General features: G+C 67.9%; 11 protein-coding genes. 6 read left to right on the top strand and 5 right to left on the bottom strand.

Annotated elements, in window-relative coordinates; all coding sequences use genetic code 11:
- The first annotated feature begins 22 nt into the window (after positions 1–22).
- Positions 23–982, top strand: coding sequence for a sigma-70 family RNA polymerase sigma factor (locus EB75_RS07840; protein WP_020101848.1), 960 nt, complete (start codon positions 23–25; stop codon positions 980–982).
- Between the two features lie 186 nt (positions 983–1,168).
- Entirely contained in the window at positions 1,169–1,858 is a 690-nt protein-coding gene (locus tag EB75_RS07845) for an iron-dependent transcriptional repressor DtxR (RefSeq protein WP_073694865.1), read from the top strand.
- Positions 1,859–1,875: 17 nt separating this feature from the next.
- On the opposite strand, the gene EB75_RS07850 is transcribed toward EB75_RS07845, so the two are convergent.
- Positions 1,876–2,940, bottom strand: a complete 1,065-nt coding sequence (locus EB75_RS07850) for a DUF4192 domain-containing protein (protein WP_073694866.1) — start codon at positions 2,938–2,940, stop codon at positions 1,876–1,878.
- 178 nt (positions 2,941–3,118) lie between these two features.
- On the opposite strand from EB75_RS07850, the gene sthA reads away from it, so the two are divergent.
- Positions 3,119–4,525, top strand: a complete 1,407-nt coding sequence (gene sthA, locus EB75_RS07855) for a Si-specific NAD(P)(+) transhydrogenase (RefSeq protein ID WP_168176005.1) — start codon at positions 3,119–3,121, stop codon at positions 4,523–4,525.
- Here the strand turns inward: sthA and EB75_RS07860 are convergent.
- Positions 4,522–5,331, bottom strand: coding sequence for a trypsin-like serine peptidase (locus EB75_RS07860; RefSeq protein ID WP_286150115.1), 810 nt, complete (start codon positions 5,329–5,331; stop codon positions 4,522–4,524). The two genes, sthA and EB75_RS07860, sit on opposite strands and share 4 nt — an antisense overlap.
- Positions 5,332–5,528: 197 nt before the next feature.
- Here EB75_RS07860 and EB75_RS07865 point away from each other — a divergent pair, with 197 nt between their 5' ends.
- The gene (locus EB75_RS07865) at positions 5,529–6,470 is read left to right on the top strand and encodes a proteasome assembly chaperone family protein (protein ID WP_073694941.1); all 942 of its coding nucleotides are present in this window, start codon (positions 5,529–5,531) and stop codon (positions 6,468–6,470) included.
- A 45-nt stretch (positions 6,471–6,515) separates the two neighbouring features.
- Positions 6,516–7,538, top strand: coding sequence for an alpha/beta fold hydrolase (locus EB75_RS07870; protein WP_073694867.1), 1,023 nt, complete (start codon positions 6,516–6,518; stop codon positions 7,536–7,538).
- 16 nt (positions 7,539–7,554) lie between these two features.
- On the opposite strand, the gene nrdR is transcribed toward EB75_RS07870, so the two are convergent.
- On the bottom strand, positions 7,555–8,019 hold the full coding sequence (gene nrdR, locus EB75_RS07875) for a transcriptional regulator NrdR (RefSeq protein WP_073694868.1): 465 nt from the start codon (positions 8,017–8,019) through the stop codon (positions 7,555–7,557).
- 111 nt (positions 8,020–8,130) lie between these two features.
- The gene (locus EB75_RS07880; RefSeq protein ID WP_073694942.1) at positions 8,131–8,604 is read right to left on the bottom strand and encodes a LysM peptidoglycan-binding domain-containing protein; all 474 of its coding nucleotides are present in this window, start codon (positions 8,602–8,604) and stop codon (positions 8,131–8,133) included.
- Positions 8,605–8,855: 251 nt separating this feature from the next.
- Between EB75_RS07880 and lexA the strand changes: the two genes are divergently transcribed.
- On the top strand, positions 8,856–9,566 hold the full coding sequence (gene lexA, locus EB75_RS07885; RefSeq protein ID WP_073694869.1) for a transcriptional repressor LexA: 711 nt from the start codon (positions 8,856–8,858) through the stop codon (positions 9,564–9,566).
- A gap of 66 nt (positions 9,567–9,632) precedes the next feature.
- On the opposite strand, the gene EB75_RS07890 is transcribed toward lexA, so the two are convergent.
- A complete protein-coding gene (locus EB75_RS07890) occupies positions 9,633–11,873 on the bottom strand; it encodes an LGFP repeat-containing protein (protein WP_073694870.1) in 2,241 nt (746 codons plus the stop codon).
- Between the last annotated feature and the right edge of the window lie 113 nt (positions 11,874–11,986).

Below are 11,986 nucleotides of genomic sequence, written 5' to 3' on the forward strand. Positions count from 1 at the left end.
GAGCACGAGCAGGAGGCCGCAAATGGCAAAAGCCACCACAAGCCGTATCGATTCCGACCTTGACGCCCAGAGTCCCGCCGCGGACCTGGTGCGCGTCTACCTGAACGGCATCGGTAAGACCGCCCTGCTCAACGCCGAGGACGAGGTGGAACTGGCCAAGCGCATCGAGGCAGGCCTGTACGCGGCCCACCTGCTCGAGACGAAGAAGCGTCTCGGCGACAACCGCAAGCGTGACCTGGCGGCCATCGTTCGCGACGGTGAAGCTGCGCGCCGGCACCTGCTCGAAGCGAACCTGCGCCTCGTGGTCTCGCTCGCCAAGCGCTACACCGGCCGGGGCATGCCGCTGCTGGACCTGATCCAGGAAGGCAACCTGGGCCTCATCCGCGCCATGGAGAAGTTCGACTACGCCAAGGGCTTCAAGTTCTCGACCTACGCGACCTGGTGGATTCGTCAGGCGATCACCCGAGGCATGGCCGACCAGAGCCGCACCATCCGGCTTCCCGTCCACCTGGTGGAGCAGGTGAACAAGCTGGCCCGGATCAAGCGTGAGATGCACCAGAGCCTGGGACGTGAGGCCACCGACGAAGAGCTCGCCGAAGAGTCGGGCATCCCCGTCGAGAAGATCAACGACCTGCTCGAGCACAGCCGCGACCCGGTGAGCCTGGACATGCCGGTCGGCACCGACGAGGAAGCTCCGCTCGGCGACTTCATCGAGGACTCCGAGGCGCTCTCCGCCGAGAACGCCGTCATCTCGGAGCTGCTGCACACCGACATCCGGCACGTGCTCGCCACCTTGGACGAGCGCGAGCAGCAGGTGATCCGGCTGCGGTTCGGCCTGGACGACGGGCAGCCCCGCACCCTGGATCAGATCGGCAAGCTGTTCGGCCTGTCCCGCGAGCGGGTCCGCCAGATCGAACGCGAAGTCATGTCGAAGCTCCGCAACGGCGAGCGTGCCGAGCGACTGCGGGCCTACGCGAGCTGATTGTTCCGCCACACAACTGCACCCCACTGGTGCCCGCCGGATTACCCGGCGGGCACCGTTTTTTGTGGCCGGCACGCCCGCGGTTGCGCGCAGCGCGAATCGCACCGCCGATCGGCCGTGCTGGATGCCTGTTGACCCGGTCAAACCGGTAAGCTGGGCACCGGCGGAGGCCTGGAGGAATTTGGCATGAACGATCTGATCGATACGACCGAGATGTACCTGCGGACGATCTACGACCTCGAAGAAGAGGGCGTGGTGCCGCTGCGTGCGCGCATTGCCGAACGCCTCGAGCAGAGTGGCCCCACCGTCAGCCAGACGGTGTCGCGGATGGAGCGCGACGGACTGCTGCATGTCGCCGGTGATCGCCACCTGGAACTGACCGAGAAGGGCCGCTCGCTGGCGGTGTCGGTGATGCGCAAGCACCGGCTGGCCGAACGGCTGCTGGTGGACGTCATCGGCTTGCCTTGGGAGGAAGTCCACGCCGAGGCATGCCGCTGGGAGCACGTCATGAGCGAGGACGTCGAGCGCCGGCTGGTGCAGGTACTCGACAACCCCACCACGTCGCCGTTCGGTAACCCGATCCCCGGCCTGGCCGAGCTCGGCGTCATGCCGACCGGCGACTCCGACGTCAGCCTGGTTCGGCTCACCGAGCTGCCCACCGGATTGCCGGTCGCGGTCCGGGTGCGTCAGCTGACCGAACACGTCCAGGGTGACGCCGAGCTGATCGCCCGGCTCAAAGATGCCGGCGTCGTGCCGGATGCCCGCGTCACGGTGCAGGCCACCGAGCACGGCAGCGTCCTGATCGTCATCCCCGGACACGAGCAGGTCGAGTTGCCGCACCAGATGGCGCACGCAGTCCGGGTCGAGAAGGTCTGATCCCGGGCCCACCAGGCTCACGCCGACCTGCCGAAGACTCTGCGCGGCGGCATCTGCACGCCGAGCCGCTCGGCCAGCTTGTACCCGGTGAGCGCCAATTCGCGGATCTTGTCCGGACGCATGCCGGATTGCAGGGCGGAATCGAGCATGCCCGCCATCCGGTGCCCGCTGTCCACGTCCAGCGCGGCCTGCAGCGCCACCCCGGCGAGCGGCCCGTCACCCCGGGCATAGGCACTGAACGCCAACAACACCAGCGCCTCCACCCGCCACGGCGCAGGCAGCGTTCGAGCCAGCGATGCCCACACCGCCTCGGCTGACGCGGCGTTCTCGCCGACCGCCAGCGCATACAACGCGTCCCGCACCCGCGAATCGGCGACCGCGCAGGCCAGGCGTACCGCGTCGTCATCGGGCAATGGCGTGCCGTCCACCTGGCGGCCCGCGCAGGCCACCGCGTGCTCGACGTCGGCACGCACCGCGGCCTCGGGGCGACCAGGGGCATGCAGCGTGGCAGCACGCTTTTCGAGCGCCGGCCGCAGCGCCTCGGCACGCCGCGCATCGGTGACGGCGACAACCTCGACGAGGTCCGCACGCCGCGCGTAGAGGCGGCGGCCGTCGAGCACCGCGGCCATGGTGACCGGCGACGACTCGGGATCCTCGACGACGCCGACGTTGCCGCAGCCGTCGGCGCAGTACCAGCGGCCACCGGCGGCCACCCGGTCGACGACGTGGACCGCGAACAGTTCGATGCCGTGATCGGCCAGCGCTTCCTCGAGTTCCTGACTCACGTCGCGGTACATGTCGGCGCACACCAGGCAGTCGACGCTGTGCTCGTCGACGACCACGCCGATGGCCGCGTCGGCGTCCGCCGCGGCGGCCATGTCGGACAGATGCCCGAGCGCGTCGGGCAAGGCATCGAAGAATCCTTCCGACAGGTCCACCCGCAGGACCGCGCCCATCTCACCGCCGACGACGGTGACGAGCACCAGGGATTTCTCCGGCGCAAACCCCAGCACCGCGGGTACCGCCGCGATCAGGGCGCCGGGCCGGTTCAGTTGGAAATCGAATGAGCTGAAAGTTGTCATGACCAGAACGTGGCAGCACGGTCCGTCAGGAATCGCCGGGCGAGCAGACCGGCGAGCCGGTCTGTGGATGAACTCGGATCTGTGGATAACCGGCGAGTTCGAGGTGTTTCCGCAAAGTTCGCCGGTGATCGGGCTGCGTGATCGGGCGCACCGTGCCAACCTGGCTGTCATGGGTTCCATGCAGGAGTTCGACCTCGTCGTCATCGGGTCCGGTCCAGGTGGCCAGAAGGCCGCCATCGCCGCGGCCAAGCTGGGAAAATCCGTCGCTGTCATCGAACGCGGGCGGATGCTCGGCGGCGTCTGCGTCAATACCGGCACCATTCCGTCCAAGACGCTGCGCGAGGCGGTCGTCTACCTCACCGGGATGAGCCAGCGCGAACTGTACGGCTCCAGCTACCGAGTGAAAGAACGGATCACGCCCGCCGATCTGCTGCGCCGGACCACCCATGTCATCGGGCGCGAGCAGGACGTGGTGCGCAACCAACTGCTGCGCAACGGCGTCGAGCTGTTCGAAGGGCACGGCCGGTTCCTCGACGCCCATACCCTGGTCATCGAGGACCCGACGCGCGGCGAGAACATCACCATCCAGGCGCGCTACGTCGTCATCGCGACCGGGACCAAACCGGTGCGCCCGGCCGGCGTGAAGTTCGACGAGGAACGCGTGCTGGATTCCGACGGCATCCTCGACCTGAAGAGCCTGCCGCAGTCGATGGTGGTCGTCGGCGCGGGCGTGATCGGCATCGAGTACGCGTCCATGTTCGCCGCGCTGGGCACCAAGGTCACCGTGATCGAGAAACGACCGACGATGCTGGACTTCTGCGATTCGGAGATCATCGAGTCCCTGAAATTCCACCTGCGCGACCTGGCGGTGACATTCCGGTTCGGTGAAGAGGTGACCGCGGTCGACGTCGGACCGGCAGGCACCTTGACCACTCTGGCCAGCGGCAAGCAGATCCCCGCCGAGACGGTGATGTACTCCGCCGGCCGCCAGGGCCAGACCGAGCACCTCGACGTCCAGCAAGCCGGCCTCGAGATCGACAGTCGGGGAAGGATTTTCGTAGACGACAACTACCAGACCAAGGTCGACCACATCTACGCCGTGGGTGATGTCATCGGCTTCCCCGCGCTCGCCGCGACCTCCATGGACCAGGGCCGGTTGGCCGCGTACCACGCGTTCGGCGAACCCTGTAAAGGCATGACCGATCTACAGCCGATCGGCATCTACTCCATTCCGGAGGTGTCGTACGTCGGGGCCACCGAGGTCGATCTCACCGACAGCTCGATCCCCTACGAAGTCGGCGTGTCGCGCTACCGTGAATTGGCGCGTGGCCAGATCGCCGGTGACTCGTACGGCATGCTCAAGCTGCTGGTGTCCACCGAGGACCTCACCCTGCTCGGCGTGCACATCTTCGGCTCCAACGCCACCGAGCTTGTCCACATCGGCCAGGCCGTGATGGGCTGCGGCGGCACCGTGGAGTATCTGGTCGACGCGGTGTTCAACTACCCGACCTTCTCCGAGGCCTACAAGGTCGCCGCCCTCGACGTGATGAACAAGCTGCGGGCGCTGAACCAGTTCAAGAGCTAGGGGCCGCAGCCGTCATCGGGTGCACCGCCGGCGCGGTCGGCGGGCCCGCCCTCGAGCGCGCGCTGATACAGCAGCTGGACCTGCACGTCGAACGGCGCGGAGTACGACAGGTCGTTGCCGCTGCAGCCGCCACCCTGCAGACCGCCGACCACTCCCCTGACCGTGGCCCCGGACACCCACGGCGATCCGCTGGTGCCGTCGACCAAGCCGGGGCAGCGCAGCGCCGGGTACCCACGGTCGGGGCGTGACGTCGGCCCGCTACACCTGACCTGCACCCCACCATCTCCGAGCGGGTATCCCGTCACCGTGATCGGAACGTCCGGGCCCGGTGCCGCGCCGAGCACGAAGCCGCCGCCGGTGCGGCGTTCCAATGTGTCGGTCGCCGCCAGTCCGCCATGGCTGACCCGGGCGATCGCGAAATCCGCGGCCGGGTCCTGCCGCCGCACCCACCGGGGATCCAGGTACACCGCGTCGATGTGCCAGAAGTCGCCGGGCACGCCGGCGCCGCGGTAGCCGGGCGCGAACGTCGCGTCGTACGAGGCATCCAGGCAGTGGGCGGCGGTGATGATCAGGTTCCCCGCCAGCGAATCGAGTACCGCGCCAGTGCAGGTGTGCACCGAGTCGCTGCCGAGGAACACCGCTCCGACGCGCGGGTCCGGAGCCGCGTCGATCTCGGCGGCGCGCGGGGCCGTCTCGATCGCGGGCACATTGCACGCCGTGGCCAGCAGCGCGACGAATGCGCTCACAGCCAGTCGCGTGCCGAGCATCTCTCGGATCTTGCCCGATACCACCTGCCCGAGCAGCACCTGGTGCACCATGGGCGTTCAGCGGGGTGGCACTGGGAACAACGCAAGAATGCGCGACACTTGTAGGAGAGACGCATCCCGCGGCGCAATGCGGGCGAGGCAGTACGGCAAGGAGTGTGAAGGTGAGCGAGCACGGCGGGAGCGACCAGCGGCCCGACAACGGTCGGGGCCAGCAGTACCAGCCCGAGCAGAGCGGCATGTACGAGCTGGAGTTCCCCGCGCCGCAACTGTCCGCCGCCGACGGCCGCGGGCCGGTGATGGTGCACGCCTTCGAAGGCTTCTCCGATGCGGGCCATGCCATCAAGCTGGCCGCCGAGCACCTCAAGGACACGCTCGACACCGAGCTGGTTGCCTCGTTCGCCATCGATGAACTGCTGGACTACCGCTCGCGTCGTCCGCTGATGACGTTCACCACCGATCACTTCACCAAGTACGACGATCCCGAGCTGAACCTGTACGCGTTGCACGACACGGCCGGGACACCGTTCCTGCTGCTCGCCGGCATGGAGCCGGATCTGCGTTGGGAACGTTTCATCACCGCGGTGCGGTTGCTCTGCGAGCGACTCGGGGTCCGCCAGGTCATCGGGCTGGGCGCCATCCCGATGGCGGTCCCACACACCCGGCCGGTCACCATGACCGCGCATGCCGGCAACAAGGAGCTGATCGCCGACCACACACCATGGGTCGGCGAGGTGCAGGTCCCGGCCAGTGTGTCCAACCTGTTGGAGTACAGGATGATCCAGCACGGCCACGAAGCACTGGGCTTCACCGTGCACGTGCCGCACTATCTGGCGCAGACCGCGTATCCGCCGGCCGCCGAGGCCTTGCTGGGCGAGGTCTCCCGGATCGCGTCACTGCAGATTCCGCTGAACGCGCTGGCGGAGGCCGGCGCCGAGGTGTACACGAAGATCAGCGAGCAGGTCGAGGCCAGCTCCGAAGTCGCTCAAGTGGTCACTGCACTGGAACAACAGTACGATTCGTTCGTCGCTGCTCAGGAAAACAGGTCGTTGCTGGCACGTGACGAGGAACTACCCAGCGGCGACGAACTCGGCGCCCAGTTCGAACAGTTCCTCGCCGAACAGTCCGGTGACGGTTTCGCCGATCCCGATCAAGGCGACGACGGCACCGCCGGCGACTGACCCACGCGGTCGGCCTCGTCGACATGATGGGAAGGAGCTGGGACGATGCCAGACGGAAAGCCCAACCTGCACTCGGTGCGTGACGTGACGCCCCGGCTGGAATACCGCACCATCCACGGTTACCGGCGGGCCTTCCGGATAGCGGGGTCTGGACCGGCGATCCTGCTGATCCACGGCATCGGCGACAACTCCACCACGTGGGAAACCGTGCAGACGCGCCTCGCGCAGCGCTTCACCGTCATCGCCCCGGACCTGTTGGGCCACGGCCAGTCCGACAAGCCGCGCGCCGACTACTCGGTGGCGGCGTACGCCAACGGCATGCGGGATTTGCTCAGCGTGCTGGACATCGAACGGGTGACGGTCGTCGGCCATTCGCTGGGCGGCGGTGTGGCCATGCAATTTGCCTATCAATTCCCGCAATTGATCGATCGGCTGGTGTTGGTCGGTGCCGGCGGTGTCACCCGCGACGTGAACATCGCACTGCGGCTCGCGGCGCTGCCATTGGGCACCGAGGCCCTGGCATTGTTGCGAATCCCGTTGGTACTGCCCGCTCTTCAGCTCGCCGGGCGTCTCGGCGGGGCACTGCTCGGGTCGACCGGACTGGGGCACGACCTGCCGAACGTGCTGCGGATCCTCAATGACCTGCCCGAGCCCAAGGCCTCATCTGCCTTCGCCCGGACCCTGCGTGCGGTGGTCGACTGGCGCGGTCAGGTGGTCACGATGCTGGACCGATGTTATTTGACCGAAGCCATTCCGGTGCAATTGGTTTGGGGCACCCAGGATGCAGTCATCCCGGCAGCCCATGGAGAACTGGCACACGCCGCGATGCCGGGTTCCCGGCTCGAGTTCTTCGACAACTCGGGACATTTCCCATTTCATGACGACCCCGATCGATTCGTGAAGCTCGTCGAGGACTTCATCGACACGACCGCGCCGTCGGTCTACGACCGCGATGCCCTGCGCGGGCTCCTGCAGACCGGCGTCACCGCGAAGTCGATCGACGCCCCGATGGACACGAAGGTTGCGGTGCTCGACGCGCTCGAGGCCGACGAACGCAGCGCGACCTAGCGGCAGTCTGCGGCTGTCAGCCCGACGAGGGCACACCGCGGTGTGCCCGCAGCGCCTCGATTTCGCGTTCGAAGTCTTCGGCGGACGAAAACGACCGGTACACCGACGCGAAGCGCAGGTAGGCGACCTCATCCAGGTCACGCAGTGGACCGAGGATGGCCAACCCGACCTCATGACTCGGCACTTCGGGAGATCCGGTGGCCCGCACCGCATCTTCGACCTTCTGCGCCAATTGGTTCAGAGCGTCGTCGTCGACCTGCCGACCCTGGCAGGCGCGCCGTACGCCTTTGATCACTTTGTCGCGGCTGAACGGTTCCGTGACGCCGCTGCGCTTGACCACCGCGACCACCGCGGTTTCCACCGTGGTGAACCGCCGACCGCATTCCGGGCACGACCGGCGACGCCGAATCGCCTGCCCTTCATCGGCTTCCCGTGAATCGACCACACGCGAGTTCGGATGCCGGCAGAACGGACAGTGCATCACCGCTCCTTCGCCGCACCGACAATCGACCGTTTCGAACGGTCTCGAGCCTACCCGTGCCGCTCGGACCCGGCCGGGCGCCGTGCCGATGGAGGTGCGCACGGAATGTCCTCAGCCGACCGGGGCGATCAGCGTCTGGCCGGCGTCAAGGGCGACAGACGGCAGTTTGTTCAGTTCCTTGATGCGGTCGACGACCGCGCTGACGGGAGCGTCCGGCGCCACCCGCCGGGCGACCTGCTGGATGGACTCCCCGGTCTGCACCCTGACCACGGCCAGCTGCGTGGGCACCGACTCCGTCGACGCGGCCGGCTGGACGGCCTCCCCGAACTGCGCCACCAGGCCCAGCCACACCGTGATGCCCGCCGCGACCAGCGCCAGCACCACCGTCGTCAACGGGGTGATCGGGTGGCGCCGGTGCGAGGCGCGGGAAGTCAGCACGCCGGTGCCCCGGTGACGGAAGGCCGCGCCCGAGGGCCGGGAAGCGGCCGGACGCAGCCGGGCCTGCCGGTGCCGGTTCACATCGCCACGGCGCGGCACGGCGCGGACGACGACGTCGGTCGGGTATTCGCGGGTGATGACGGTCATGTCGGTTCCTCTCAGGAGTTCGTACATAGGTTCGATCGCTCTTGTGTTCGACTATATCGCCCAAATGTTCGAACGGTAGAACATGTGATCGAACTGTTGCGAACGATACGACTGCCCACCGACAAGTTGCGTTCCGCGACTTCGACGGCGCCTTTCGCGGGCCCGCGCCCCGTGCCGCGCGCGACACGCCGAGCCATCCGATCTCGAACACATGTTTGATGAATCGTGTCCGCTGGGCTAGATTCGTACCCATGAGCGACAGCACCGATACCCCGGACGGCACCGCCCGCACCCCCGACGCCTCGCCGGGCGGGCGGTCCAGCAGCCTCACCGAGCGTCAGCGGACCATTCTCGACGTCATCCGCACCTCGGTGACCACGCGCGGTTACCCGCCCAGCATCAGGGAGATCGGCGACGCCGTCGGCCTGACCTCCACCTCATCGGTGGCCCACCAGTTGCGCACGCTGGAGAAGAAGGGCTATCTGCGCCGCGACCCGAATCGGCCGCGCGCCGTGGACGTCCGGGGCGCCGACGACGCGACGGGCGCCACCATCACCACCGATGTCGCCGGTTCCGATGCACTGCCCGAACCGACCTTCGTCCCGGTTCTCGGCCGGATCGCCGCCGGCGGCCCGATCCTCGCCGAGGAAGCCGTCGAAGACGTCTTCCCGCTCCCCCGCGAACTCGTGGGCGAGGGCTCGCTGTTCCTGCTCAAAGTGGTCGGCGAGTCCATGATCGACGCCGCGATCTGCGACGGCGACTGGGTCGTCGTGCGGCAGCAGAACGTGGCCGACAACGGCGACATCGTCGCGGCGATGATCGACGGCGAAGCCACGGTGAAGACCTTCAAGCGCACCCGGGGTCAGGTGTGGCTGATGCCGCACAACCCGGCGTTCGACCCGATCCCCGGCAACGACGCGGTCGTGCTGGGCAAGGTCGTGACCGTCATCCGCAAGATCTGACTCCGGCCGCACCTATGGTTGGGCCCCGCTGCAGTCGCTCGCAGCGGGGCCCAACCATAGGTGCGGTCAGCCGCGGATGAAACCGTTCGTGACCGCGAATTCCTCACTGGCAAACCAGATTTGGACGGGTGCATCGTCGTATCCGGCCGAGCCCGGCACCCAGTACAGGCCCGACTCGGTGTTGGCCTTGATGTTGTAGCCCTGCGGCGGCTCCGCACCGGTCGCGACGCGGAACGACATCTGCGCGGTCTCCGGTTCCTCGGCGCCCAGGGCATGGTGCCGCCCGCTGGCCGGGCCGGCCGCGACGGTCTCCGCTGCTGGAGCGTCGTCGGTTTCAGCCGCAGCCTCGGTGGCCTCGGCCGGCTCGGCCTCGGCGGCCTGCTCCTCGACCACGGGCTCAGCCTCAGCCTCGGGAGCGGGCTCGTCACTGCCTTCAGACTCGACCGCAGCGGCATCTGGAGCAGCCCAGGCGCGGTCACCCGGGTCCCGTGGCCGCAGGCCCGCAAATCCGGCCAGCCCGGCGGCGGTCAGGCCCGCTGCCGCGCCACCGCGGCGCAGGGCCTCCGGAAGTTGCACCGACACCGTCGGTTCATCGACGGCGTCGGCGGCGGCCTCGTCGCCATCCGCCGCCGGTTCGGCGGGTTCAGTGGGCTCGGCAGCATCCACAGGCTGGGCTTCGGTTTCGGCCTCGAGCTCGTCCTCGGACGGCTCCTGCGCAGGCTGTTCGGCGGTGAAGTCGGGGTACACCGTCGGCGCGGTGTCGATGACGTCTGGATTGCTCTGGAACTGGGGACCGCCGGGCGCAACGTCGAAATGCCCGCCCTCGGGCGCCAGTTCATCGCCGTGCTCGGAGTCGTCGCCGTACTCGGTGTCGGCGCCACCGTCCGCGTACTGCGGGTCGCCGTACTCCCCGTCTCCGAACTCGTGGTCGTCGTAGTCGTATGCATCCTCGTCGTCGAAGGCTTGCGCCGCAGCGCGGTGCCGACGCCGCAGCAGTGCCGCAATGACGATGCCGACCACCACCAGCAACAGCGGAATGATCGCCAGCAGCCACCACCACTGGAACTGGTACCACTTGCCGGACTCCGAGGGCTGGGCGGACCCGCTGCTGGGCAGGTCGACGCTGGGCACCTGCAGACCGCTCAGCTGCGACGCCAGGTCTGCCGGCTCGGTGCTGAACGCATTGCTCGCCTTGTTCCACGAGATCGAGCCACCCGTGAACTTCTGGCTGACGGTGTCGCCGCTCACTGTTTGGTCGGCAGTCGGCGCGCCGAGCTTGCCGGTGGCCCCGCCGAGCTTGGCCCACGCGGCGTTCATGGCGCCGCGGACGATGAACGCCCCGTGGTCGGGCGTCCAGAAGATGGTCGGGTTGTCTGCCGCGGCGAAGGTCGCCACGCGACTGGTCGGTGCGATGCCGCCGTCGGTCTCGTTGCCGGCCGGGAATCCGAGGTCGCCCTGCGGTCCACCGGCCGCACGGTACTTGGCCAGCACATCGCCGGTGACGGCGTGGGCACCGGTCGCCGGCGAATAGAAGATGGCGCCGCCGGCGAAGTTCTGCGCGACGCCGTCGCCGACCTTGTACTGGGCGCCCTGCTCGTCGCCGAGGGGGCCCTGCGGACCGCCGGCGGCCCGGCGGGCCGCGGCGATGGCCGACGTCGCATCGCCCGGCACGTCCAGCCCGGTCAGCTGACCGGCCAGGTCCGCGGGCGTGGTGGTGAATGTCTTGGTCTTGGCGTTCCAGCTCACTTCACCGCCGGTGAAGGTCTGGGAGACGACGTCGCCCTTCCACGTCTCGTCCGCGGTGGGCACGCCGAGGGTGCCGGCCGAGCCGCCGAGCTTGTCCCATGCGGCATTGATCGCGCCGCGGACCACCCAGGCGCCGTTGTCCGGGGTCCAGAAGATGACGGGCTTGTCGGCCGCGCTGAACGTGCTGTTGCGGCTGTCGGTGGCCTTGCCGGCGCCTTCGTCGATGGTCGGGAAGCCGAGATCGCTGTCAGCAGCGCCGCCCAGCGCCTGGTACTTGTCGAGAATTGCGCCGTAAATCAGATGGGCGCCGGTGTGCTCGGTGTAATAGATCTTTCCGCCCGCGAAGTTCTGTGCAAAGCCCGCGCCCACCTGGTAGACGTCACCGTCCTTGGCGCCCAACTCACCGCCGTCACCGCCCGCGGCATCCCACGTATGCGAGATGGCCGCGTCGGCGGCATCGCTTTCCGGTGTCGCGATTGCCGTCGGAGCCATGAGCAATGCCACCGCGACCGAAAGGGCACCAATACCGGCCCATCCGCCACGGGTTCGCAGCCCGGTCATCGAATTCCTCCCGCGGTCGGCAAAACTGAAGAACACAAATTCCGTCAGACAAACTCTCTTGATCGAGAGATTCTGTCAACTTTGCTTCAGTTCATGCCCATAGTGCGGGATAT

The sequence above is a fragment of the Mycobacterium sp. ST-F2 genome (assembly GCF_001905655.1).
GTDB lineage: Bacteria > Actinomycetota > Actinomycetes > Mycobacteriales > Mycobacteriaceae > Mycobacterium.

Coding starts and splice junctions, on each gene's coding strand:
- EB75_RS07880 (WP_073694942.1), bottom strand. CDS start 8,604: ATGACCGTCATCACCCGCGAATACCCGACCGACGTCGTCGTCCGCGCC.
- EB75_RS07865 (WP_073694941.1), top strand. CDS start 5,529: ATGTACGAGCTGGAGTTCCCCGCGCCGCAACTGTCCGCCGCCGACGGC.
- EB75_RS07845 (WP_073694865.1), top strand. CDS start 1,169: ATGAACGATCTGATCGATACGACCGAGATGTACCTGCGGACGATCTAC.
- EB75_RS07850 (WP_073694866.1), bottom strand. CDS start 2,940: ATGACAACTTTCAGCTCATTCGATTTCCAACTGAACCGGCCCGGCGCC.
- EB75_RS07890 (WP_073694870.1), bottom strand. CDS start 11,873: ATGACCGGGCTGCGAACCCGTGGCGGATGGGCCGGTATTGGTGCCCTT.
- nrdR (WP_073694868.1), bottom strand. CDS start 8,019: ATGCACTGTCCGTTCTGCCGGCATCCGAACTCGCGTGTGGTCGATTCA.
- lexA (WP_073694869.1), top strand. CDS start 8,856: ATGAGCGACAGCACCGATACCCCGGACGGCACCGCCCGCACCCCCGAC.
- EB75_RS07870 (WP_073694867.1), top strand. CDS start 6,516: ATGCCAGACGGAAAGCCCAACCTGCACTCGGTGCGTGACGTGACGCCC.
- sthA (WP_168176005.1), top strand. CDS start 3,119: ATGCAGGAGTTCGACCTCGTCGTCATCGGGTCCGGTCCAGGTGGCCAG.
- EB75_RS07840 (WP_020101848.1), top strand. CDS start 23: ATGGCAAAAGCCACCACAAGCCGTATCGATTCCGACCTTGACGCCCAG.